Genomic DNA, 22057 nt, shown 5'->3' with positions numbered 1-22057 from the left:
AGATGCCGAGCTACGTGGGCGCGCGGGTATGTATCTATGGCCGCGTGTCCACCACGCGCCAGGCGAAGAACGACCTATCGATTCCCGACCAGATTGATCGTGGCAAGCAATGGTGCGAGCAGAGCGGCGCGGTGCTGGTCGATACCGTCGTCGAGCCCGGCGCCAGCGCCACCGACGACGACCGGCCGCGCTTCCAGGAGATGATCGCGCGGGCGACCAGTGAGGACCATCCGTATGACGTAATCCTGATCCACTCGCTGTCGCGCCTTTTCCGCAACGCGCTGCACTTCATGCAGTATCGCCACCTGCTCAAGCGATCGAAGGTGGCGATCGTCTCGATCACGCAAGGGTTCGGCGACGACCCGGCTGCCGAATTGGCGATCGGCATGCTGGCGCTGTTCGACGAATATCATTCGGTCGAAAATGCCAAGCACACCCAGCGTGCGATGCTTGCCAATGCCCGGCTCGGATTCTGGAATGGCCAAACCCCGCCCTTAGGCTATCGCACCTACGAAGCCGAGCGCCGGGAGGGAAAATCCAAGCGCAAGCTCGAGATAGACGAGGACGAGGCGTTCATCGTCCGCAAGGTGTTCGACCTCTATCTCAACGGTCCGCCCGGCGCGCTGCCGCTCGGCATCACCCGGCTGGCGGCGTGGCTCAACGCCCACGGCTACAAATACCGGGGGGCGAAGTTCCACGTCTCGAACGTGCAGGCGCTGTTGCGCAACATCGCCTATGTCGGCGTCGCCTTATACAACAAGCGTGACTCCAGGACCGGCGAGGTGCGGCCCGAGAGCGAATGGGTGCCGATCCCCGTGCCCCCGATCATCGACGCCGAGACCTTCGAGATCGTCCAGGCGCGGTTGGTTGATCGTCGCGCGCTCAACAGGCCAGCGCGAGTAACTACGACCGATAACCTGCTGATCGGGCTCGTCCGCTGTGGGTGTGGCGACGATGGCTGCGGCGGCGGCATGACGACCTCGACCGGCAAGTCGGGCCGCTACAAATATTATGCCTGCTCGAACCGGGCGCGTGCGGGCCTCAGCGTCTGCAAGGGTCGGCGCATCTCGATGCCGAAACTCGACGACATCGTCACTTCGGCGATTGAGGAGCGCGTGCTGCAGCCCAATCGGCTCAAGGAACTGCTGTCAGGCTGGCTCGACCTGTCTGCTGACGCGACCGCCGCTCGGCGTGAGGCGCTCCGGCAGCTTCGCGCACGCCAGACCGCGATCGAGGCCGGCCTCGATCGGCTGCTCGACCTGGTCGCGGAAGGGCACCTGACCGCGCACGACGATCGATTCTCGCGCAAATATGCCGAGCAGACCGCGCAGCTCAACGAGGTGAAGACTGACATCGTCATGCTGGAGCGGCAGCTCGCGACCTCGGAGCGGCGGATCACGCCGGCAAGGCTTGAAGCGTTCGCCGGGCTGATGCGCGAGCGGCTGCGCGGCGAGAACGTTGCGCTGCGCCAATACTACGTGCGAGCGATCGTCGACCGTATCGAGGTCGGCGATACGCAGATCCGTATTCGCGGTGCGACCAAGGCGCTCGAACATGCGGTCGGACGGTTTGATGCGGCACCCGGTATGCCGGTGCCCAACATCGAACGGGAATGGCGCGCCCGGCAGGATTCGAACCTGCAACTCCAAGCTTAGAAGGCTGATACGAACGTTTCTCATAGCTGCGCATGCGAAACACGAAGCCGCACGCGCCCAGGTTTTCCGCCGTTTCGGCTACTCATACTGACCATACCGTCGCACCCGTAACCGTGCGATACTTGAGCCAGATTTGAGCCAGAAAGGAGACCGCTATGGCGCAGATGCTTTTCACCGACATCGCCATCCGCGCCCTGACCGGCTCGGAAAAATACGAAACGTTCTTTGATACCAAGACGCCCAACTTTGGCATCCGTTGCGGGCTACGATCCAAGACCTTCATCGTTCTTCGCGGTACGAAGCGGGAGCGCGTGTCGATCGGCAGATACCCGGACATTTCCCTCGCCGACGCGCGAAAGGAAGCGAAGCGGCTTCTAGCCGAGCCGGACACCAAGCGCGCACCGCGGAAGACGTTCAAGGAAGCGAAGGAGGAATACCTTGCCACCTTTCCGGACACGGCCCACAAGTACCACCTGACCCTGCTGTTCAATAAGCATTTTCCGGGTTTAGGCAGCAAACAGCTCGCCTCGATCACGTTTGAAGAGATCGAGGAAGCGCTCGACGCCATCGAAGGGCCATCCGCTCGGCTTCACGCCTTCCGAGCAGCTCGCGCGTTCTTCCGTTGGACGACCCGGCCACCGCGCCGGTACGTCGTGCATAGCCCCATGGAAGGCTACGAAGCACCCGGCGCCGACACGAAGGGCACCCGGACGCTGTCAGATGCAGAACTCAAAGCTCTCTGGAAGGCAGCAGATGGCCCTCAGTCTCGCGTATTCCGTCTACTGGTACTGTGGGGCACCCGGAGCTCCGAAACGACCGCTATCAAGCGATCATGGGCCGAAGGGAACGTGCTCACTATACCCGGCTTTGAAGACGGCAAGCGGATCACGAAGAACGGCCGCGATCATGCGATACCGCTCTTGCCGCTCGCTAAGGCTGTGCTCGCTGAGTGCAAAGGCAATGACACCTACTTTTTCCCGAACGTCAAAGGGGACAAGGCGATCACCGGCCATTCGCTCGTTAAGCTCATCCGCACCGTACAGGAGGAAGCCGGTCTATCTGGCTTCACGACACGAGACATCCGTCGCACGTTCCGATCGAACATGGCACGGCTGAAGGTTCCTCGCGAACTATGCGAGGTACTCATCAACCATGCGCCGGCAGTGCTCGACGAAATCTATGATCGGTACGACCGTCTCAAAGAGAAACGACAGGCACTATCGAAGTACGAGGCGTTCATGGTAAAGCTGTCGGGCTCGGGCGAATAACCTGAGCCATCCGGATGGCTCCCTTATGGGAGTGATCCGCGATGAAGCTGCTATCGAAGAAGGACGTGCGCGAGAAGGTCCTATACAGCCCCGCCCACTTAGCTCGCCTTGAAGCGTCAGGGCTCTTTCCCAAACGGGTACAGCTAGGCGCCGGACGGGTCGGCTGGGTGGACGAGGAAGTAGACGATTGGATTTACCAACGCATCGCCCAACGCGACGCAGGCACGGCCTCCTAACGGACGCCAGGGAGCCCGGATCGAAAGGTCCGGGCTCTTTCTTTTAGGGCTATAGACTGGGCTATCCTGTATGCCCCTACGATACGGTACTATCCCGCCGAGAAACGGCGGATTTCCTACATTCCCGCATCACATGTCCGTCGGGCTCACGCCACGACCCCACACTAAAACTCCCCTCCTAATCGGACGGTCGGGGCCTAGTCCTATCGGACATCACGGCCCCTAGCTTTAGTGTGGGGTCGTGGCCTTCGGCACAACGACGGACAGTGAGCGGCACCGTCCCAACGCGTCGCGTGTCCGATACCGTGTCCTATACACTTCCCGCCGCGGCCAGCCCGTCCAACCCCGCGGCGGGAAGGTACAATGACCATGGACCTGCACCTTTTCGTGCCGGCGAAGGCATCCTGCCAGGCGCAAGGCTCTACCTTCCCCGGCCATGAGAGAACCAACAAATACCCTAGTCGTCGGCTTCGACAGCACCGCCATCGTCGAACATATTCCGCGGCAGGGTTTCCTTTTTATCGACGACGATCCGATCCCGGTTGCGCGCCGTGCGACCGCGTTCGATTTCAAAACCGACAGCTTCAATCCGCTCAAGGACATGAACCATATTCGGGCAGCGGAATTCATCGCTGTCCTTGACGCCATTTTCCCCGAGGGAAGCGCAACTCTCACGCGTCGCTATTCCAATCACATCCTGTTTAAGCAGCTTCTCGAAAAGCCAGACCGTCTGTCCGATATGATTGTCCGGTCGAAAGACCCCTACGAACGGGACGCATCGGAGCGCATCGAGCGTCTTTTACTATCTCCTGTCCTAAAGCGTGTCCTTAATCGGCCGTCGAATTTCTCAACCAAGGGCACCATCACCGCACAGCTACCGCGAGCAGAGATCGGCGATTTCGATGCGTTCGTGCTCGGCAATATGCTCATCAGCCAGTTCCGCGGAGCCATTATCGTGCCGGACTTTTCCTTCTATGCGCACAAGGAGCACGCAGCGCTTATCCGTCAAAATCGCCTCATCGCCGGCATCACATCGTTCGAAGGCGTGTCGGTGTTGCGCGATCAGTTCCTCACCATTCCGAAAAAAATCGCGAGCCAAGCAACGCCAGAGGATGCAGAAATTCTCGGCATATACGCGGGTCTCATACCGGGAACGGATGGACACACGACGTTCGTTCAGAACGCGATACGCCCTCGCCATTAGCTCAGGCTGTGATAGCTTCCGGTCCGGAGGCACGATGCAGGAGCCGAGAAACATACCGCGCATGTGGGTCAGCACGACCGAGCATGGCGAGAATTACTATGAGGACCTGTATCGCAACGTCATGGAGTACCTAGGGGTAATCCGTGAGAAGCAAAAATTTCCGCGCATCGCGCTCGACGTATCGGACGAGCTGTTCGGACGCGCGCTTGCGGCAATGGCCGAAGCCGGCGAAAAGGACATGCCTGATCGGAGGGCCGTTGCGGAGGCTGTGGCGCTCCAGTGGCCGGAGAACGCGTACCACGACAATCGCGAGCTGTTCCAGCGGTACGAGCGGGACCTGAAAGCAGCCGCGCACCTGATGGAGCATGGCAGCAATATCGAGCGGTCCTTCAACGAGATCGCGCGCTACGTTATGGATCACTTCGCTGAGGCCCGGAAGATCGAAGCAGAAAGCGGGCACTCGCTCGTGTCGGTCCCAGCTTGGACCTTGCTCAAAGACGCACGGGCGACTGTGGACGCCCTATACCGTCTCTTTACGTCCGGTTGGCTGTTCCATTTCCGCGAGAAGGACGAGTACGAATTCTCCGCGCTGTCCTTCCTGCCGACGTACGATACGAGCTGCAAAATACGCAGCAATTTCTTCTTCTTGTGCGACGAATATCACCTGAATTGGGAACGGACGCGACCGTCGCAGGTCGCGCTTGGCGACCACGAGCTTATCGAGCGAATGTTCAAGGACACGCCTATCCTCGAATTCTTCCGTGCCAGCGTGCCGATCGCATGGAGGGATAGCGACCGCTTCGCGCACACGCACATCATCGGGCGAACCGGATCAGGCAAAACGACCCTCATCGAAGCCATGGTCGCCCAGGACATTCGATCAGCAAACCAGCCGTCGCTTGTCATCATCACGCCGCACCGCGAGCTCGTGCAGAACCTCAAAGCGTACGCCGGCACTATCGGGCAGCGCCTCGTGGTCGTCGATCCGTCCGACGAGAAATTCCCGCCCGCGATCAACCCATTCCATTCGAAACGGCCGGTTCGCGCGAACCATGTCATCGAGACATTCAACTACGTGCTCGCCTCGCTCGACCTTGAGCTGACGGCAAAGCAATCGACGCTCTGGAACTACACGGTACGCATGTTGCTCGCGATGCCCAAAGCGCGCGGTCGCAACGCGACGATCATCGACATCATGCAGTTTCTGCAGAAGCCGGCATCGTACACCGACGTTATCGACCAGCTTCCTTCGCATGACCGGGAATACTTCTACGAGGCGATCGTGCCGTCCGGAGGCGACAGCGGCAAGGTAGCCAAGACCACATTCGACGCTACTCGCGAGGAGATCGGCTACCGGCTGCGCAACGTGCTTTTCAACGAGGCCGCGTATGACGTGCTGTCCGCGCAGGAAACGAAGATCGATTTTTTCGACGAGCTCAATCGAGGCTCCGTCATTCTCGTCGATACCGCCAAAAGCAGCATAGGTTCAGCCTCAACCGTGTTCGGCGGCATGGTCCTGGCCCTTATCTTTCAAGCGATGCTCGGCCGCGACGATCACGATCGCCGGCTATGGCGACCGACGTTCGTGTACGTGGACGAGTGCGCGAATTACATGTCCGACGACATCGCCGAGATGCTGACCGAGCTGCGGAAGTTCAACTGCGGGCTCGTGCTGGCGCATCACGATCTAGCCCAGGCGACGAAGCGCAGCGCAGCGCTAGAGGCTGCGATCCTTTCCCAGCCGGCTATCCGGTTCGCTCATCCTTCGAGCGCCGACGCAACACGCATCGCAAGGGAAATGAAGACGACACCCGAGTTTTTCTCGACGCTTCCAAAGCATCATTTCGGCCTTTTCATTCACGGCACGACCCCGCACGCCATGTCGGTCAAGCTCGCAGTCCCGAGACATCCTCAGCTATCGGCTGCTACGCGCGAGGTATTCAAATGGAAGAACCGGGAGCGCGTCTCGCTTGGACGATCGAACGCCCCGGGACAGCCGATCGTGAGCACGCCCGCCGCCGACAGCAACGATAGCGAATGGGTATAAGAAAGTTAGATTTAGCATCGCGCACCATGGCGCGGCACCGCTACTCACACCCACGCATACCGGCCGTTTTCAGCCATTTTCGGCAGGTTATGCTGTGTGCATGGCTACCGATGCTCTTTCTAGGCGGCTCCGGTTCGACGACCCTGATCCGATCGACCGGGACGCCATCATCCCGCAGGAGGAAGACCTGCGACAGTGGGCGGCAATCTCGCGTCACGGTCCGCTCCCGCTGACGTATCTGGCGCATTTCACGTCACGCAAGAATTTCGCGAAGCTCCAGCGTCGGTTCACGCGCTTCTATCACAACGGCTTCCTGTCCCGTCCGCCGCGTCAGTTCGAGAGTTTTCACTCCCGCTATTCGTCGATCGTGTACGACCTGACCCCGAAGGCGAGGGCGATGCTCGGCGACAAGGCTTGTCCGATGCCGCCAGCGCGTACTGCGTCATTCGTCCACCAGCTCATGCAAGCCTGCTTCACCGCATCTCTGGAGCTCGCGAAGGGCGATGACTTCATCCACCGCGAAGAGCTCCTCGATCGGAACAACCTGACCATAGAGCTCGACGGCTCGAAACTAATCCCTGACGATGTGTTCGCGCTCCGGCTACCGAGCGGCAAAAAGCAGTTTTTCGTGGTGGAGATCGACCGCAATACGGAAAGTATCGAGCGTAACACCGGAACGTACAACACCTGGAAGAAGAAGGTCGCTGACTATGACGCCGCGCTATCGGGCGGATTGAAGCGCGCCTACGGCATCCCCACGGCGACGATCCTAGTCGTCACGACGAACGCTACGCACGCCGAGAATATCGCCGCGTATGTGAAGGCGAACAGCCGCTACGCCGATCGCTGGCGCTTCCTCGTCGAGCCGACGTTCGGGCTCAACTGGCGTATGCCCAAGGCGCTTCTCGCATCGGCGAAGGAGATATAGCAAAGCGCCGCCAATGGGGTGGCGGCGCTTTGCGAGCTTCCGAGATCATCGTAGCAGAAAGGCCCTCGGTTGTCCCGAGGGCCTTGAATGTCACTGGCGATTTTCTTCCCGCGCTTCGAACAGCACGAGCTCGCCGGAGATGGCGATATTCGGCCGCAGCTTCACACTAATGCCGGTCGCTTTTTCGCCGCTGAAGCTCAGCAAGAAGGCGCATAAGGAATTACTGCGACGCGCGATCAGCGATGGCCGCACGATCATCAAGCAGCTCGAAGTGATCCTGGGCGTCTAGCCAACAATCCGCAGCGCGGGCAGCCGACCACAACGAGGAGATGAAACGGTTCGTCTGGAACGAGGAAAGCGAACTGACCGCGGCAGATTTGAAGCAATTCGCTAACAGCCGCAGCGCCGTGATGCTGTACTACTGCAACGGCTTCAACATGGCGCGCATCGCGATCGGCGACACCGACCCGAAGAAGGATTGGTACATCCCTCTCGTCGAAGCGCAGATGACTTGGGAAGAAGACACCTATCGCGAGCAGCTCGGCATGAAGCGCCTCGTTCCGGGCATCCTCCACGGGCTGCCGTACTCGTCGATGATGAATTACACGCTTGCCGGCGAGGTGAATCCATTCTTCAAATTCCGGGAAGAGTTCCCGAACCTGTATCTTGCAGGTGAAGGCCCGATGCCTGACCAGGTTGTCCACACCGACGAGTAGCACGCGCTTCGCGGCGCTCTGGTATCATCATGGAAGAGCAATAAGTTTCGTGATGCGTCGTAGCGCATCGCGGGCAAAAGTCCCGCCGCTGCTACGACAGTTGCGGGGCTTTTGCTTTTGTCCGGGGATGTAACGACAGGACATTAAAACGGTCGTTCTCGCGCAGCCTGTCCGAGGCGTCATCAGGACCAAAACTCAACGGAGAAGACTGCGTTTCCTACCTTGCGCCGACGTGGGGTAGGGGACGCAACCCAAAATCTAACAAAGAAAACATGCAATTAGATCGAGCTAATCGAAAAGAGCTCAGGAGAGCAGGATACGCTCTCAATATCGCAGAGTTTGAAGCTGCTCATTTATTAAAATCCGCCGGCATCGAATTTTCACGTCGAGGTTATCCGGACTATGCGATCCTTCGCGATGGAGAGATCGCGGGTTTCGTCGAGGTGAAGCCTACGACCACGAGGGCACTTCGAGACGGGCAGAAGCTCTTTCGCGATATGTGCGGCCGGTTCGGCATACCCTTTCTGAAGTGGAGCCCGGACGAAGGATCGGAAGCCTTACTGCAATTCGTAGCAAACCTCTCCTGACCTATGGATTTACCGCCTAGCTACAGTGAGAAATTCCGGCCGCGCGATCGAAAAATCGGCCTGCCGCGTAATGAACGAGAAGAGCTTGTCGAGCGGTTCCGTTCACGCCTCAACGATGAGCAGAAGCGCGACGGGCGACCGACATTTTCATACGCACGTCTCGCCAAGCGCTTCGACGGCTTGACCAACCCGCGCCTTTACCAGCTCTTCAATGAGTGCGACGATCCGAACGTGAAGAGCTTCGGGGCGATGCTCACTTACAAATTGCGGAAGGATCAGGGGTAAATGCCGCCAGCCACTGTGCCGGAAACGCTCTACTGGGGCCTGAAGTTTAGTGAATGGATCAGCTTAGCCGGTATCCTCATTGGACCGATCGTCGCTGTCGTCATCACGCTGATCGTTGACGGCAAGCGAAAGCGCCACGACGCGCGACACCAGATCATCCGTATGCTGCTTGCTTCTCGGCATCTGGTGGGCGATGCCACCTACTCCACTGCGATCAATTTAATCCCCGCTGAGTTCAATAGCAGCAAGGCCGTCATGGCAGCGTGGCACGACTACATCGAGCATGTTCGCTTCAAGCCCAGCGAGGAAAACAAGGAGGCGCACGAAAAGCTGCACGGCGCCAAGCAGACGAAGCTCATCTTCGAAGCGATGAAGGAGGCCGGCTTCAAGCTCGCGGAAACTGACATCCAGACCAGCGGCTACGCGGCCGACGCCTATATCATGAGGGACAACATCCTCGTGGCATCGCAGATTGCCATGGCGGACATCGCCAATATTCTACGCCAGCAGACCGAACTCTTGCGACCGGAGCCGGTAGAGGCGTCCCCGTCTCCGAGGATCGGCGAAAAAGGCTGATCTGGCTATACCCGAAAAGGGGAATACCCCAGCCAGCGATGACGCGCATATGTAATGGCAGCCGCGGCGTGGCTTGAGAAACGCGCCGCGGTGAGGGCGGCTCTGGCGGTTTGAGAACGTCGGAGCCGCCCGACCGGCATGGTACGCTTAGGGGAGCTTGAAGCTCACCCTCCAAACGCTGCCGCCAACGACGAACCACCTCTACATTCAGGGGCAGGGTCGCCGCTTCATGGACCCGCGCGCCAAGCGGGCGAAAGAAGCGATCGGGTGGGAAGCCCGCCAGCAGCATAGGGGAAGACCCCTAGAAGGCGCGCTAGCCGTCGAAATTGAGCTCTGGTGGCCCGACAGGCGCAACCGCGACATCGACAACGTTAAAGCGCTTCTAGACGCTCTCACGGGCATCCTGTGGCTTGATGACGGGCAGATCACGGACCTGCATTTGATGAAGGGCGTCGATCGCAATCACCCTCGCGTCGAAATGAAGGTGTGGCCTCTATCCTGACAGCTCTTCGTCTCGCATCGCGTGTGCCTTGGCTTCTAGTTCGGCGAGCCGCCTCTTCGTAAATTCGTCTGAGCTCAGACCGACCGGGGTCATGAAAGTGTCAGTGAGACCAAAGATCAATCCGGCCTCTCGCTCGGCTGTCCAACCGGGCTTGATGGGGTGCCGTATCGAGGTGCCGTCCCGGTTCATGCTGGAAAGAACGCCATTGCGCTGCACGTACACGGATCGAACGGTCTTCGTTTCCCGACTGATGCCATAAACGACCTGGATATACTCTTCGCGGTACGCTTTCGTCCCCTTCTTAGGTCCCACGCGATCCTCCTTGCGTCTGCCGCCCGCGCAATACCCAGCGCGTCAACGCGATTGCTATCCCGATCAGCACCCACGCTATTGCACCGATTATGGCCGTTCCGAAAAAAGATTGCTTCAGAACTTCTGACGCGGGGGTCTCTGAGCGCAGGTATTGCTCGGCATCGGTAACGCAGTTTCCCTGTTCCTTGGAGTAGTCCATTGAAGGGTATTGCCTCTCCAGCCGATCGTAGCCGTCCAGGCACAGCTTCTCCAGCTTCATCGAGAAATCGTACCGCTGGTCCATCGTCGTCACATGAAAATACGCTGTCCCGCCAATGAGCCAGAGGCCCGTTGCGACGATCCCCAACCGCGCCCACATATTCAGCCGCAAGATGCTCCCCCGAGTTCAACATAGCCCTGTCGCTCATTTAGCAAGATTTAGAGTTACGCCAAACGGGCTCGTCTCACTCGCGATCGCTGAGCTCTCGCGAGTGGACAGCTTCCGGAAACTAGAGCTGGAAATCGCCAAGTGTGACGTGGTAGGTTCCAACTGCCATTGAGAGCGCACGTTCGGCCAGAAGGAAAAATGTGCCAGCTCTGAGCCAGAAATCGACGGCATCCCAGCTAAGTAATTGAAAAGTGGCGCGCCCGGCAGGACTCGAACCTGCAACTCCAAGCTTAGAAGGCTCGTGCTCTATCCAGTTGAACTACGGGCGCGTCGCGGATGCGCCTAGCGCGGATTGCGGGCGGGCGGAACAGCGATCATAACCGCGGCCATGACCGAGGGGGATCAGGATCGGCCGCGTGCCGTCGATGCCGGCGCGCTGGCGGGCAATCACTTCCGCTATTTCGATTTCGTGATGGTCGCGTTCGTCGTCATCCTGCTGCTGTCGAACGTGATCGGCGCGGGCAAGCGGGCGGTGATCGACCTGCCGGTGATCGGCCCATGGCCGTTCGGGGCGGGGATCCTGTTCTTTCCGGTCAGCTATGTGATCGGCGACATTCTGACCGAAGTGTACGGCTATGCCCGGGCGCGGCGGTGCGTGTGGGCGGGGTTCGGCGCGCTGATCTTCATGGCGGTGATGGAGCAGGTGGTGGTGGCACTGCCCCCCGCAAGCGACTGGAAGGGGCAGGCGGCGTACGAACATGTGTTCGGCCAGTCGGTGTTCGTCAGCGCGGCGGGCGCGACGGGGCTGCGTATCATCCTGGCCTCGCTGACCGCATTCTGGGTCGGCGAGTTCGCCAACAGCTTCGTGCTGGCGAAGCTCAAGATCCTGACGCGGGGGCGGATGCTGTGGACGCGGACGATCGGCAGTACCGTGGTCGCGCAGGCGTTCGACAGCCTGATCTTCTACCCGCTGGCCTTTTACGGCGCGCCCGACTGGCCGGTGGCTGCGATGCTGGCGGTGATGCTCAGCCAGTTTCTGCTCAAGGTGGGCTGGGAAGTCCTGCTGACCCCGTTCACCTATCTCGTCGTCAATTTCCTGAAGCGGCGCGAGGGGATCGACGTGTACGATCGCGGCACCGACTTCTCGCCGTTTCGCGCGCGGGTGTAGGCCGAGGCTAGGCCCCGACCAGTTCGAGCAGCCCCTCGAACAGCCGGCGGCCGTCGTCGCCGCCATGTGCCGACTCGATCTTGCGTTCGGGGTGAGGCATCATGCCGAGCACGTTGCCGGCGTCGTTGAGCACGCCGGCGATGTCGCGTGCCGAGCCGTTGACCTGTCCCACATAACGGAACGCGACGCGGCCCTGGCCCTCGAGCCGGTCGAGCGTGTCGGCGTCGGCATTGTAATTGCCGTCATGGTGCGCGACCGGAATGCGGATCGTCTCGCCGGCGGCATAGCGGCTGGTGAAGGCGCTCTGGGCGTTCTCGACCGTCAGCGCGACGTCGCGGCAGACGAAGTCGAGCCCGGCATTGCGCATCAGCGCTCCCGGCAGCAATCCCGCCTCGGTCAGCACCTGGAAGCCGTTGCACACGCCGAGCACGGGGACGCCGCGTCCCGCCGCCTCGACGACCGCGCGCATCACCGGCGACCGCGCCGCCATCGCGCCCGAGCGCAGATAGTCGCCATAGGAAAAGCCGCCGGGCAGGGCGATCAGGTCGGTGCCGTCGGGTAACTCGCTATCGGCATGCCACACCATCGCGGGCTTGCGCCCGCCGACCGCCGCGATCGCCACCGCCAGGTCGCGGTCGCAATTGGAGCCGGGAAAGACGACGACCGCGGGCTTCATGCCGCGGTTTCCGGCCGCTCGATCCGGTAATTCTCGATCACGGTGTTGGCGATCAGCTTGCGGCACATGCCGTCCAGGTCGGCGTCGCTGGTGCCGTCGGCCACGTCGAGCTCGATCACCTTGCCGGCGCGGACGTCGTTGATGCCGGTGAAGCCGAGCCCGTCGAGCGACTTGTGGATCGCCTTGCCCTGCGGGTCGAGCACGCCGGGCTTGAGGGTGACGACGATGCGGACCTTCATGGGCGGACCTTCATGGAATCGCTTTCGCTGGAGGGCTGGCGGGAACGCCGCCCCTATGGCGGCAGGCGCGGTTCGTCGCAAGCTTCACGCTTCGTTAACGCGCCGGGCGCAGCCTTTCGGGTGCGGGCGGGCGGCTGGTCGTGCGCCGACGGTGGGGAGTGGGGACATGGCCGGTCTGGCGATGGTCATGTTCGTCGCCTTGTTTGCCTATGGCGGCGACTATTTCGGGTGGAGCGATCCGCAAGGCTGGGTGAAGCTGTCGCTGGCCAGCGCTTTCATCTTCGGCATCATCTGCGGGTATCGCGTGAAGGACTAAGGGGCGACCCAATCCCTGAAGCGTCATCCCCGCGCAGGCGGGGACCCAGAGTTGGCGGATGTGCGGCTCAAAGCCGTGAGTATGGCCAAATATGGATCCCCGCCTGCGCGGATGACGAGCTAAATGTCGGTCGGCTTTAAGCGGCGTCGTCACTTTCCCCGGTTCAGCCGGTGCGTTTCCATGTCGAGCACGGCATTCTCGCCGCCATCTGGCAACAGGCCGAGCCGTCGCGCGACCTCCTGATACGCTTCGACCTCGCCGCCCAGGTCGCGGCGGAAGCGGTCCTTGTCGAGCTTCTCGTTGGTCTTCATGTCCCATAGCCGGCAGCAATCGGGGCTGATCTCGTCGGCCAGGATGATGCGACCGTAATCATTGTCCCAGATCCGCCCGAATTCGAGCTTGAAGTCCACGAGGCGGATGCCGATCCCGGCGAACAGGCCGCACAGGAAATCGTTCACCCGAATCGCCAGGTCGGCGATGTCGTGCATCTCCTCCTGGCTCGCCCAGCCGAACGCGGCGATATGCTCGTCGGTAATCATCGGATCGCCCAACTCGTCCGACTTGTAGGCATATTCGATGATCGTGCGGGGAAGCTGCGTGCCTTCCTCGATCCCCAAGCGCTTCGACAGCGATCCCGCCGCGACGTTGCGCACCATCACCTCGACCGGCACGATCTCGACCTGGCGGATCAACTGCTCGCGCATGTTGAGGCGGCGGATGAAGTGGGTCGGCACGCCGATCATGCCGAGCAGGGTGTAAATGTGCTCGGAAATGCGGTTGTTGAGCACGCCCTTGCCGTTGATCGTGCCCTTCTTCTGGGCGTTGAACGCGGTGGCGTCGTCCTTGAAATACTGGATCAGCGTGCCGGGTTCGGGACCCTCGTACAGGATCTTGGCCTTGCCCTCGTAGATCTGGCGGCGGCGTGCCATCGTGGCGCTACCCTTCATCAAAAATGAGCGGCCCCGGCCACGCAAGGGAGCGCGCCGGGGCGGGAAGCCGCGCGGTTACAGGAAAGCGCGCGGCTGCGCAACGAAAGAGGGATTCAGCATGCGAAGGCGGTGGCGATCAGACGCTTTGCCGTACTCCAGGCGGCGGTGCCGGGTGTGATGAGTTCGACGTGGCCGGTGTCGGAGACGGTGTGGAGCGTTGCTTCTGCGCCCGCTTTCGCGATGTAGTCGGTGGCGAGTCGGTAGGGGATGATGGCGTCCTCGCGGCCGTTGACCAGGTCTTGCGGGATGCCGATCGGGAGGAGGCGCGGGACGGAGGTGTCGGCGTAGACGTCGGGCCTTGCGGGGCCGGGGTCGCCGACCAGGCGGGCGATGACGTCGGTGCCGCAGCCATTGTCAGGGCTCGCCGCGGTCGCTTCGAGATCGGGCAGACCGCCGAGGCTGACGACATGGGCGATCGGCAGCGGGGCGGGTGTGCGGAGCGGGCTGGTCTCCGGAAGGCGATGGCGCGCCGCCAGCCACAAGACGAGGTGCCCGCCGGCGCTGTGCCCGACCGCGACGACGTGGCGGAGGTCGAGATGATGGCGCGCCGCCTCACCGCGCAAGGCGTCGGTCGCGGCCGCCGCATCCAGGAACGTCCCCGGATAGCCGCCGCCCGGGCGATCGACCCCGCGATAGTCGATGTTCCACACGGCATAGCCGGCCCGGCGGAGGTCGTCGGCGGCCCAGTCCATCAGGTGGCGGTCGGCTATGCTCGTCGTCCAGCAGCCGCCATGCACCATCACGACGGTGCGGAACGGGCCCGGCGAGTCCGGGAGCCAGAGGTCGACCTTCTGATAATCGTCGGGGCCATAAGCGATCGTCGCCTGCGGCATAGGGCGTGGGCGCGACGTCAGGTCAGCCCAGGTCAGGGGGACGAAGCTGGTCGTGCTCGGCATCGTCGGGTCAGACGCCAGGACGGGGCCGAGCGCAAGCTCGATCGTCGCGGCGGCCCGACCGCGCCGGGAATCAACGGACCGGCTTGATCCGCACCTGCCGCCAGCGGCGCTGCCACGGCGCGTCGAATTGCTGGCGAGTCAGCGCATCGAACGTGTCGCCGACGAAGCGAGCGATATCACGCACCAGCTTATCGATCGTGACAGTCAGGTGACGGTGGTCGGCGGCCCAGTCGCCGCGCAGGAAATCGTCGCGCATGGTCGGTTCCTTCTTCGGTCATGGGGTGTCGCTAGCCATCGTGATATGCCGATGATCGTTGCGCGGCGCCAACAAATCGTTGGACAGGATCGACAAGGCGAGCTTATCGATGCCTTATGCGTCGCCTGCCGCCCCTTGCCGCCGTCCGTGTGTTCGAGGCCGCCGCGCGGTACGAGAATTTCACCAGCGCCGCTGCCGAGCTCGGCATGACCCAGGCGGCGGTCAGCTATCAGATCAAGGTGCTGGAGGAGCGGCTCGGCGCCCCGCTGTTCCGGCGCGAGAAGCGGCGTGTGGTGCTGACCGAGGCGGGGCGCCGCGCCGCCGCCCCCGTCACGCGCGCGTTCGACGCGATCGACGCCGCCTTCGCCGCGGTGCGCGCCGACGATGCCAGTGTGCTCAATGTCTCGACCACCAACACCTTTGCCAACACATGGCTGGTGTGGCGGCTGGGCAGCTTCCAGATGGCGCACCCGGAAATGGCGGTGCGGCTGCTGACCAACGAGGCGATGGCCGATTTCGCCAGCGACGAGGCCGATGTCGGCATCCGCTCCGGCCGTGGCGATTGGGAGGGGCTGGCGGCGGAAAAGATCCTGGCGATCGACTTCACCCCGATGTGCAGCGCCGATTTCGCCGAGCGCCATCGGCTGCGCGCGCCGTACGACCTACTGCGCGTGCCGCAGCTCAGCCCGCACGATCCGTGGTGGGCGCACTGGCTGCGCGAGGCGGGGGTCGGCGTGCCCGACGGACCGCCGCGCGTCGGCGTGCGGCTCGACAGCCAGGCGCATGAGGGCAATGCGGCGATGGCGGGGCAGGGGGTGGCGATGCTGACGCCGTTCTTCTGGCGCAACGACCTGGCGCAGGGGAAGCTGATCCGGCCGTTCGATCAGGTATCGACGCGCGGCTATGCCTATTGGCTGGTCTATCCCGAGGCGCGGCGCGGGGTGGCCAAGATCAAACGCTTCCGCGACTGGCTGATCGCCGAACTCGCCCGCGACGTGCCGAGCCCGGTCTAGCGATGCGCCGCGTTACCCTCTAATCGCGAGCGATGGCTTCCACGACCGACCTTCCCGACAATCCTCCGGTGGGCGTGCTCGACGCGCCGTTCGACAGCGCGCTGTCGGAGCGGTACCTCGTCTATGCGCTGTCGACGATCACCGCGCGGTCGCTGCCCGACGTGCGCGATGGGTTGAAGCCGGTGCACCGTCGCCTGCTGTGGGCGATGCGGTTGCTGCGGATGGACCCGGCGGGGGCGTACAAGAAGTCGGCGCGCGTGGTCGGCGACGTGATCGGCAAGTACCACCCGCACGGCGACGCGTCGGTCTATGACGCGATGGTGCGGCTCGCGCAGGACTTCGCGTTGCGCTATCCGCTCGTCGACGGGCAGGGCAATTTCGGCAATATCGACGGCGATAACGCCGCCGCCTATCGCTACACCGAGGCGCGGCTGACGCAGGTCGCGATCGACCTGATGGACGGGCTGGACGAGGACGCGACCGGCTTCCGCCCGACCTATAACGGCGAGGAACAGGAACCCGAGCTGATGCCGGGCGCGTTCCCCAACCTGCTCGCGAACGGCGCGGCGGGGATCGCGGTCGGCATGGCGACGAGCATTCCGCCGCACAACGCCGCCGAACTGCTCGACGCGGCGATCGCGCTGATCGACAACGCCCAGGCCAACGTGCTCGATTACGTGAAGGGCCCCGATCTGCCGACCGGCGGCGTGATCGTCGACAGCCCGGCGGCGATCGCCGAAGCCTATGCCACCGGCCGGGGGAGTTTCCGCACCCGCGCGCGGATCGAACGCGTGACCGAAAAGGGTGGCGGCTGGCACCTGGTGGTCAGCGAAATCCCGTACGGCGTGTCGAAGGGCAAACTGATCGAGAACATCGCCGCTTTGGTCAACGACAAGAAACTGCCGATCCTGGCCGACGTCCGCGACGAAAGCGCGGAGGACATCCGCATCGTGCTCGAACCGCGCACCCGCACGGTCGATCCGGACACGCTGATGGAGAGCCTGTTCCGGCTGTCCGACCTCGAAACGCGGGTGCCGCTCAACCTCAACGTGCTCGACAAGGACCGCACGCCGCGCGTCATGAGCCTGACCGAAGCGTTGCAGGCGTGGGTCGATCACCAGTTCGTCGTGCTGCGGCGGCGGTCGCAGCACCGGCTCGACAAGATCGCCGACCGGCTGGAGCTGCTGGCGGGCTACATCATCGCGTACCTCAACCTCGACCGCGTGATCGAGATCATCCGTACCGAGGACGAGCCGAAGCCGGTGATGATCGCCGAGTTCGACCTGACCGATCGCCAGGCAGAGGCAATCCTGAACATGCGGCTGCGGTCGTTGCGGCGGCTCGAGGAAATGGAGCTGCGCAGGGAGCGCGACGGGCTGGAGAAGGAGAAAGGCGAGCTCGAGCTGCTGCTGTCGAGCGACGCCCGCCAGCGCACGCGGCTGAAGCGCGACCTGGGCAAGATCCGCGACCGCTACGGCCCCGAGACCGTGCTCGGCAAGCGGCGCACGACGATCGAGGAAGCGGCGCCGGCGCGCGAGATTCCGCTGGAAGCGATGATCGAGCGCGAGCCGATCACCGTCATCCTGTCGCAGCGCGGCTGGATTCGCGCGATGAAGGGGCATGTCGAACTCGCCTCGGCCGACGCGATGAAATTCAAGGAAGGCGACGGCCCGCGCTTCGCGTTCCACGCACAGACCACCGACAAGCTGCTGCTCGCGGCGGAGACCGGGCGGTTCTACACGCTGGCGGCGGACAAGCTGCCGGGCGGGCGCGGGTTCGGCGAGCCGGTGCGGCTGATGATCGACCTGGACGGCGACGTGCCGATCGTCGCACTGTTCCGCGCGAGCGAGGCGGAGCGGCTGCTGGTCGCGGCATCGGACGGGCGCGGGTTCATCCTGAAGGCCGCCGACGCCATTGCCGAGACGCGCAAGGGCAAGAGCGTGGTCAACCCGCGCGCCGGGGCCCGGCTCAAGCTGGTCAAGCCGATCCGTCCCGAACACGACTACGTCGCGGCGATCGGCGACAATCGCAAGCTGCTGGTGTTCCCGATGGCCGAGGTCGCGGAACTGGCGAAGGGGCAGGGGGTGCAGTTGCAACGCTATCGCGACGGCGGGCTGTCCGATGCGATCACGTTCCGCTTCGCCGACGGGCTGAGCTGGGCGATGGGCGGCGATAGCGGGCGGGTGCGGACGGAGGCGGACCTGCAACCGTGGCGCACCGCGCGCGGTGCCGCCGGCCGCATGCCGCCGAATGGTTTCCCGCGCGACAACCGCTTCTGACATCACGGTAAAATCGGTTTGCGCCGGTAACGCGCTTTATCTCGCCTTAACCAGTGTCCGCTACCCAGAATGGCGATGGCGCTTGGACCTGCCCGCATCGAACTGCCCCCGCTGGCCGAGATCGCGCCCGCGGACGATGCCCCGCACCCGCGCCACGTGTCGGACGCGATCAGCGCGATCGAGATGTTCCCGATGCCGGTCGCGCTGCTCAAGCTGATCGACGGCGATATCGCGATCACCGCCGCCAACCGGCCGTTCCGCGCCGCCGGGCTCGGCGCGCCGGGCGAGCCATCGCGGCTGGTCGCCGACCAGCGCAAGCGGATCGTCGCGCTGGTCACCGGCGATAGCGAGCGCGAGCAATTCCCGTGGGAAGTCGGCGAAGCGGTCGACCGGCGATACTTCCAGGTCACGCTGGCCCGACGAACCACCGCGCCGGGCGAAGCGCTCGTGACCCTGGTCGACTATACCGGCGAACTGCGGACCGAACGCAATCTTCGGCGCGAGATGGTCACCGATTCGCTGACCGGCATGCCCAACCGCACGGGGTTCGCCGAGCTGATCGAGGAAAACCTCTCCGACGATCCGACCCGCCACGCCGTCCTCATCATCGACCTCAGCCGGTTCAGCCGCGTCAATGCCTGCCTCGGCAGTCTGGCGGGCGACGAGCTGCTTATCACCGTCGCGCGGCGGCTGAAGGGGGCGTTGCGGGCGACCGACACGCTGGCGCGCACCGGCGGCAACGAATTCGGCATCCTGATGAAGATCGACGACGGGCCGGCCGAGGCCGATCAGGTCGCGCGCCGGATCGAACGCGCGCTGGCGACGCCGTTCCGCATGTCGGACTTCGAGATCCGGGTCGATTGCGCGATCGGCATCGCGTTCGGCACCGACGACCTGGCCGATCCCGAGGACCTGATTCGCCACGCCCAGTTCGCGGTGAAGCGGTCGAAGAGTTCGGGCCATGCCGAATGGTACCAGACCCAGGCGTTCGACGCGGCGCGCACGCAATTCGGGATCGAGACCGAGCTGCGCCGCGCGATCGAGAACGGCGCGCTGCGGCTGACCTACCAGCCGATCTGCGACCTGTCGTCGGGGCGTGTCGTCGCGTTCGAATCGCTGGCGCGCTGGGCCAATGAGAGCGGCGAGGAAATCTCGCCCAACCAGTTCATTCCGGTCGCCGAGGAATCGGGGCTGATCGTCCCGCTCGGTCGCTGGGCGCTGGACGAGGCGGCGAAGACGCTGCGCGCGTGGGACGTGCGCGCGGGCGGCGGGTGCGGGGTCAAGTTCGCGGTCAACCTGTCGGCGATCCAGCTCCACCGCGACGACATCGCGCCGGCGGTAGAGCGCGCGCTGATGGCGCACCGCCTGCCGGGCAGCCGCTTCACGCTCGAACTCACCGAAAGCGCGCTGATCGCCGATCCGGCGCGCGTCGCCGACACGATGCAGGCGCTGAAGCAGCTCGGCACGACGCTGGCGATGGACGATTTCGGCACCGGCTATTCGAACCTCGCCTACCTGCAGAAGCTGCCGATCGACGTGCTCAAGATCGACCGCAGCTTCGTGACCGGCATGCTCGCTGATCGCGACAAGATCGCGATCGTCCGCGCCATCCTGAGCCTGGCCCAGGCGCTCGGCATGCAGACGACGGCGGAGGGGATCGAGACCAACGAGCTCGGCCAGACGCTGGCGGCGCTGGGGTGCACCTACGGCCAAGGCTATGCCTATGCGAAGCCGCTCGAGGCCGACGCGGCCTATGCCTTCCTGATGGCCGCCAACGTCTGAGCGACCGCGTCGTCGGCAATGACGCCGACGCGGACCGCATCGGGGAAGCCTTCGGCGATCCAGCGATCCTCGATCGCGCGCAGCGTGCGTGCGACGTCCGGCCCCGCGGTGATCCCGCGCGCGACGAGCTGGCCGCCCGTTAGCGGAAAGACGGGTATTTTCATGTTCTGAAGATGCCGCGCTCCGATAACGGCATCGAAGTTTTCCTCGATCGTTAGAAGCCAGCGATCGGTCGCAGCCTGCCGGCCGAAACGATAGGCCAACTCATGCGGTGATCCGAACGACGGGATCATGGCCGACGACAATTGCTTACGTTGCGCGTTCGACAGCTTGAGGCGCGATCCTACATCTTCGGCCGCCTTGGCATTCCGAGACATGAGTGCGGCAAGCCGTCGTATCGGATCAGGCGGCAACTCGGCCGCTTCCTCAAGCTCCACGACGCGGGCCAACAAACTCGTGTCAACGATCTCCGGCAGCACCGGCGTCAGGATGCCGTGCGCGAGCATCAGCGCGACGACCTCGACCGCGCGCGGCGCGACCAACAGGCGCAACAACTCGTTGGCGATCCGCTCGCGCGACAATGCCATCAGGTCGTTGGCGCGAGCGGTGCACGCGGCCAGCCCCACCGGATCGGGCGAATCGCCGAATCGCGCCAGGAACCGGAAGAAGCGCAGGATGCGCAGGTGATCCTCGGCGATCCGCACCAGCGGGTCGCCGATGAAGCGGATGTGGCGCCGCTCCAGATCGCCGAGCCCGCCGAAATAATCGAACACCGCGCCGGTCGCGGGGTCGGCGTAGAGCGCGTTGATCGTGAAGTCGCGCCGCGCCGCATCCTCGCGCCAATCGTCGGTGAAGGCGACCGTCGCGTGGCGGCCGTCGGTCTCGACGTCGCGGCGGAGCGTCGTGACCTCGTACACTTCGTCGTTGGCGACCGCCGTGATCGTGCCGTGCTTGATGCCGGTCGGCACTGCCTTGATCCGCGCGGCCTCCAGCAACGCGATCACCGCCTGCGGATCGTGCGTCGTCGCGAGATCGATGTCGGCGGTGTCCTGTCCCAGCAGCGTGTCGCGCACCGCGCCGCCGACGATCCGCGCGGTGCCGGGGCCGAGCGCCGCGATCAGCCGGGCGAGCCCCGGCCGCTCGCGCCACGCAGCGGGGGGCAGGATCACGCCGCCCATCGCAGCCGCCGCGACAGGTTGACCAGCATCGCCGCCGTCGCGCCCCAGATGCGCCGCTCGCCCCAGCGAATCTCGTAATAATGCCGCGTCCGCCCCTGCCACTCGGCGCTCGCGCGGACCTGGTTGACGGTGTCGAGCACGAACGCGAGCGGCACTTCGAACACGTCGGCGACCTCGGCTTCGTTGGGACGGTAGGGCAGATCGGGCGGGATCACGCCGACGATCGGCGTGATCGCGAATCCGGTAACGGTGACGTAGGGATCGGCTGCACCGACGACGGCGACGGCGTGGCGGGGCAGGGCGATCTCCTCCTCGGCCTCGCGCAAGGCGGCGGCGGCGGCATCGGCATCGCCGGGGTCGATCCGGCCGCCGGGAAAGGCGATCTGCCCGGCATGACGGCGCAGCGTATCGGTCCGCTGGGTCAGGATCAGCCCGGGTTCGGCGCGATCGGTCACCGCGACCAGCACGGCCGCGGGCGTGTGCCGCATGTCCGCCGGCACGTCGCCCATGTCGCCGGGCAGCAGCTCGGGCAGATGCGGATGATCGAGCGCGGCGCGCAACCGCTCGGCCAGCGACAGGACC

At 63.7% G+C, this 22057-nt stretch carries 25 protein-coding genes and 1 tRNA gene; 16 read left to right on the top strand and 10 right to left on the bottom strand.

The window, feature by feature from the left end:
* Positions 1-2: 2 nt before the first annotated feature.
* From J0I47_RS06200 to J0I47_RS06175, 6 genes are all read left to right on the top strand, one after another.
* Positions 3-1655, top strand: a complete 1653-nt coding sequence (locus tag J0I47_RS06200) for a recombinase family protein (protein WP_294045604.1) — start codon at positions 3-5, stop codon at positions 1653-1655.
* 155 nt (positions 1656-1810) lie between these two features.
* Positions 1811-2923, top strand: a complete 1113-nt coding sequence (locus tag J0I47_RS06195; RefSeq protein ID WP_294045603.1) for a site-specific integrase — start codon at positions 1811-1813, stop codon at positions 2921-2923.
* A gap of 41 nt (positions 2924-2964) precedes the next feature.
* The gene (locus tag J0I47_RS06190; protein ID WP_294045601.1) at positions 2965-3159 is read left to right on the top strand and encodes an AlpA family phage regulatory protein; all 195 of its coding nucleotides are present in this window, start codon (positions 2965-2967) and stop codon (positions 3157-3159) included.
* 436 nt (positions 3160-3595) lie between these two features.
* Complete coding sequence (locus J0I47_RS06185) at positions 3596-4363, top strand: hypothetical protein (RefSeq protein WP_294045600.1); 768 nt, start codon at positions 3596-3598, stop codon at positions 4361-4363.
* A gap of 61 nt (positions 4364-4424) precedes the next feature.
* Entirely contained in the window at positions 4425-6410 is a 1986-nt protein-coding gene (locus J0I47_RS06180) for a type IV secretion system DNA-binding domain-containing protein (RefSeq protein WP_294045598.1), read from the top strand.
* Positions 6411-6510: 100 nt separating this feature from the next.
* On the top strand, positions 6511-7338 hold the full coding sequence (locus J0I47_RS06175; protein WP_294045597.1) for a replication-relaxation family protein: 828 nt from the start codon (positions 6511-6513) through the stop codon (positions 7336-7338).
* Between the two features lie 90 nt (positions 7339-7428).
* Here the strand turns inward: J0I47_RS06175 and J0I47_RS06170 are convergent, their stop codons facing one another.
* Entirely contained in the window at positions 7429-7596 is a 168-nt protein-coding gene (locus tag J0I47_RS06170) for a hypothetical protein (protein WP_294045596.1), read from the bottom strand.
* Between the two features lie 71 nt (positions 7597-7667).
* On the opposite strand from J0I47_RS06170, the gene J0I47_RS06165 reads away from it, so the two are divergent.
* The 5 genes from J0I47_RS06165 to J0I47_RS06145 all read left to right on the top strand — a co-directional run bounded on the left by J0I47_RS06165 (position 7668) and on the right by J0I47_RS06145 (position 10004).
* Complete coding sequence (locus J0I47_RS06165) at positions 7668-8054, top strand: hypothetical protein (protein WP_294045595.1); 387 nt, start codon at positions 7668-7670, stop codon at positions 8052-8054.
* A 272-nt stretch (positions 8055-8326) separates the two neighbouring features.
* Positions 8327-8641, top strand: a complete 315-nt coding sequence (locus J0I47_RS06160; RefSeq protein WP_294045594.1) for a hypothetical protein — start codon at positions 8327-8329, stop codon at positions 8639-8641.
* Positions 8642-8644: 3 nt separating this feature from the next.
* Positions 8645-8926, top strand: coding sequence for a hypothetical protein (locus tag J0I47_RS06155; RefSeq protein ID WP_294045593.1), 282 nt, complete (start codon positions 8645-8647; stop codon positions 8924-8926).
* Positions 8927-9502, top strand: a complete 576-nt coding sequence (locus J0I47_RS06150) for a DUF6680 family protein (RefSeq protein ID WP_294045592.1) — start codon at positions 8927-8929, stop codon at positions 9500-9502.
* 157 nt (positions 9503-9659) lie between these two features.
* Positions 9660-10004 carry a RusA family crossover junction endodeoxyribonuclease gene (locus J0I47_RS06145; RefSeq protein WP_294045591.1) on the top strand — a complete coding sequence of 115 codons (345 nt, stop codon included), beginning with the start codon at positions 9660-9662 and terminating at the stop codon, positions 10002-10004.
* Between the two features lie 301 nt (positions 10005-10305).
* Here the strand turns inward: J0I47_RS06145 and J0I47_RS06140 are convergent, their stop codons facing one another.
* Positions 10306-10686, bottom strand: coding sequence for a hypothetical protein (locus tag J0I47_RS06140; protein WP_294045589.1), 381 nt, complete (start codon positions 10684-10686; stop codon positions 10306-10308).
* Positions 10687-10935: 249 nt separating this feature from the next.
* A tRNA-Arg gene (locus tag J0I47_RS06135) sits at positions 10936-11012 on the bottom strand.
* A gap of 59 nt (positions 11013-11071) precedes the next feature.
* Between J0I47_RS06135 and J0I47_RS06130 the strand changes: the two genes are divergently transcribed.
* Positions 11072-11851 (top strand): queuosine precursor transporter, encoded by a 780-nt coding sequence (locus J0I47_RS06130; RefSeq protein ID WP_294045587.1) that lies wholly within the window; start codon positions 11072-11074, stop codon positions 11849-11851.
* Between the two features lie 7 nt (positions 11852-11858).
* Here J0I47_RS06130 and purQ read toward each other — a convergent pair whose 3' ends face one another.
* Positions 11859-12527 carry a phosphoribosylformylglycinamidine synthase subunit PurQ gene (gene purQ, locus J0I47_RS06125; RefSeq protein ID WP_294045585.1) on the bottom strand — a complete coding sequence of 223 codons (669 nt, stop codon included), beginning with the start codon at positions 12525-12527 and terminating at the stop codon, positions 11859-11861.
* A complete protein-coding gene (gene purS, locus J0I47_RS06120; RefSeq protein WP_294045583.1) occupies positions 12524-12766 on the bottom strand; it encodes a phosphoribosylformylglycinamidine synthase subunit PurS in 243 nt (80 codons plus the stop codon). The genes purQ and purS overlap by 4 nt, the downstream gene beginning before the upstream one ends.
* A 166-nt stretch (positions 12767-12932) precedes the next feature.
* Between purS and J0I47_RS06115 the strand changes: the two genes are divergently transcribed.
* On the top strand, positions 12933-13082 hold the full coding sequence (locus J0I47_RS06115; protein ID WP_294045582.1) for a hypothetical protein: 150 nt from the start codon (positions 12933-12935) through the stop codon (positions 13080-13082).
* Between the two features lie 149 nt (positions 13083-13231).
* Here the strand turns inward: J0I47_RS06115 and purC are convergent, their stop codons facing one another.
* From purC to J0I47_RS06100, 3 genes are all read right to left on the bottom strand, one after another.
* On the bottom strand, positions 13232-14011 hold the full coding sequence (gene purC / locus J0I47_RS06110; protein WP_294045580.1) for a phosphoribosylaminoimidazolesuccinocarboxamide synthase: 780 nt from the start codon (positions 14009-14011) through the stop codon (positions 13232-13234).
* A gap of 113 nt (positions 14012-14124) precedes the next feature.
* Entirely contained in the window at positions 14125-14967 is an 843-nt protein-coding gene (locus J0I47_RS06105) for an alpha/beta hydrolase (RefSeq protein ID WP_294045579.1), read from the bottom strand.
* Between the two features lie 70 nt (positions 14968-15037).
* The gene (locus J0I47_RS06100) at positions 15038-15223 is read right to left on the bottom strand and encodes a hypothetical protein (protein WP_294045578.1); all 186 of its coding nucleotides are present in this window, start codon (positions 15221-15223) and stop codon (positions 15038-15040) included.
* A 116-nt stretch (positions 15224-15339) separates the two neighbouring features.
* Between J0I47_RS06100 and J0I47_RS06095 the strand changes: the two genes are divergently transcribed.
* The 3 genes from J0I47_RS06095 (at position 15340) to J0I47_RS06085 (ending at position 20297) form a co-directional block, all read left to right on the top strand.
* Positions 15340-16236: a LysR substrate-binding domain-containing protein gene (locus J0I47_RS06095; protein WP_294045576.1), complete on the top strand. Its 897-nt coding sequence runs from the start codon at positions 15340-15342 to the stop codon at positions 16234-16236.
* Between the two features lie 32 nt (positions 16237-16268).
* Complete coding sequence (gene parC, locus J0I47_RS06090) at positions 16269-18515, top strand: DNA topoisomerase IV subunit A (RefSeq protein WP_294045574.1); 2247 nt, start codon at positions 16269-16271, stop codon at positions 18513-18515.
* Positions 18516-18698: 183 nt separating this feature from the next.
* A complete protein-coding gene (locus J0I47_RS06085) occupies positions 18699-20297 on the top strand; it encodes a bifunctional diguanylate cyclase/phosphodiesterase (RefSeq protein WP_294045902.1) in 1599 nt (532 codons plus the stop codon).
* Here the strand turns inward: J0I47_RS06085 and J0I47_RS06080 are convergent.
* Entirely contained in the window at positions 20267-21475 is a 1209-nt protein-coding gene (locus J0I47_RS06080) for a CCA tRNA nucleotidyltransferase (protein ID WP_294045573.1), read from the bottom strand. The two genes, J0I47_RS06085 and J0I47_RS06080, sit on opposite strands and share 31 nt — an antisense overlap.
* Positions 21463-22053, bottom strand: coding sequence for a CoA pyrophosphatase (locus J0I47_RS06075; protein WP_294045900.1), 591 nt, complete (start codon positions 22051-22053; stop codon positions 21463-21465). Before J0I47_RS06075 ends, J0I47_RS06080 begins: the two co-directional genes overlap by 13 nt.
* Positions 22054-22057 lie beyond the last annotated feature (4 nt).

The organism is Sphingomonas sp., assembly GCF_017304635.1.
In the GTDB taxonomy this organism is placed as follows: domain Bacteria; phylum Pseudomonadota; class Alphaproteobacteria; order Sphingomonadales; family Sphingomonadaceae; genus Sphingomonas.
This window is presented reverse-complemented; position numbering and strand designations above follow the sequence as displayed.

What these genes read in the sequence shown, in the direction of transcription:
- J0I47_RS06195 (WP_294045603.1), top strand. Translation starts at nt 1,811, where the DNA reads ATGGCGCAGATGCTTTTCACCGACATCGCCATCCGCGCCCTGACCGGC.
- J0I47_RS06160 (WP_294045594.1), top strand. Translation starts at nt 8,327, where the DNA reads ATGCAATTAGATCGAGCTAATCGAAAAGAGCTCAGGAGAGCAGGATAC.
- J0I47_RS06155 (WP_294045593.1), top strand. Translation starts at nt 8,645, where the DNA reads ATGGATTTACCGCCTAGCTACAGTGAGAAATTCCGGCCGCGCGATCGA.
- J0I47_RS06095 (WP_294045576.1), top strand. Translation starts at nt 15,340, where the DNA reads ATGCGTCGCCTGCCGCCCCTTGCCGCCGTCCGTGTGTTCGAGGCCGCC.
- J0I47_RS06170 (WP_294045596.1), bottom strand. Translation starts at nt 7,596, where the DNA reads ATGATCGTGCGGCCATCGCTGATCGCGCGTCGCAGTAATTCCTTATGC.
- J0I47_RS06130 (WP_294045587.1), top strand. Translation starts at nt 11,072, where the DNA reads ATGACCGAGGGGGATCAGGATCGGCCGCGTGCCGTCGATGCCGGCGCG.
- J0I47_RS06105 (WP_294045579.1), bottom strand. Translation starts at nt 14,967, where the DNA reads ATGCCGAGCACGACCAGCTTCGTCCCCCTGACCTGGGCTGACCTGACG.
- J0I47_RS06185 (WP_294045600.1), top strand. Translation starts at nt 3,596, where the DNA reads ATGAGAGAACCAACAAATACCCTAGTCGTCGGCTTCGACAGCACCGCC.
- J0I47_RS06115 (WP_294045582.1), top strand. Translation starts at nt 12,933, where the DNA reads ATGGCCGGTCTGGCGATGGTCATGTTCGTCGCCTTGTTTGCCTATGGC.
- J0I47_RS06175 (WP_294045597.1), top strand. Translation starts at nt 6,511, where the DNA reads ATGGCTACCGATGCTCTTTCTAGGCGGCTCCGGTTCGACGACCCTGAT.
- J0I47_RS06150 (WP_294045592.1), top strand. Translation starts at nt 8,927, where the DNA reads ATGCCGCCAGCCACTGTGCCGGAAACGCTCTACTGGGGCCTGAAGTTT.
- J0I47_RS06190 (WP_294045601.1), top strand. Translation starts at nt 2,965, where the DNA reads ATGAAGCTGCTATCGAAGAAGGACGTGCGCGAGAAGGTCCTATACAGC.
- J0I47_RS06085 (WP_294045902.1), top strand. Translation starts at nt 18,699, where the DNA reads ATGTTCCCGATGCCGGTCGCGCTGCTCAAGCTGATCGACGGCGATATC.
- J0I47_RS06080 (WP_294045573.1), bottom strand. Translation starts at nt 21,475, where the DNA reads ATGGGCGGCGTGATCCTGCCCCCCGCTGCGTGGCGCGAGCGGCCGGGG.
- purS (WP_294045583.1), bottom strand. Translation starts at nt 12,766, where the DNA reads ATGAAGGTCCGCATCGTCGTCACCCTCAAGCCCGGCGTGCTCGACCCG.
- purC (WP_294045580.1), bottom strand. Translation starts at nt 14,011, where the DNA reads ATGGCACGCCGCCGCCAGATCTACGAGGGCAAGGCCAAGATCCTGTAC.
- purQ (WP_294045585.1), bottom strand. Translation starts at nt 12,527, where the DNA reads ATGAAGCCCGCGGTCGTCGTCTTTCCCGGCTCCAATTGCGACCGCGAC.
- J0I47_RS06180 (WP_294045598.1), top strand. Translation starts at nt 4,425, where the DNA reads ATGTGGGTCAGCACGACCGAGCATGGCGAGAATTACTATGAGGACCTG.
- parC (WP_294045574.1), top strand. Translation starts at nt 16,269, where the DNA reads ATGGCTTCCACGACCGACCTTCCCGACAATCCTCCGGTGGGCGTGCTC.
- J0I47_RS06165 (WP_294045595.1), top strand. Translation starts at nt 7,668, where the DNA reads ATGAAACGGTTCGTCTGGAACGAGGAAAGCGAACTGACCGCGGCAGAT.
- J0I47_RS06200 (WP_294045604.1), top strand. Translation starts at nt 3, where the DNA reads ATGCCGAGCTACGTGGGCGCGCGGGTATGTATCTATGGCCGCGTGTCC.
- J0I47_RS06100 (WP_294045578.1), bottom strand. Translation starts at nt 15,223, where the DNA reads ATGCGCGACGATTTCCTGCGCGGCGACTGGGCCGCCGACCACCGTCAC.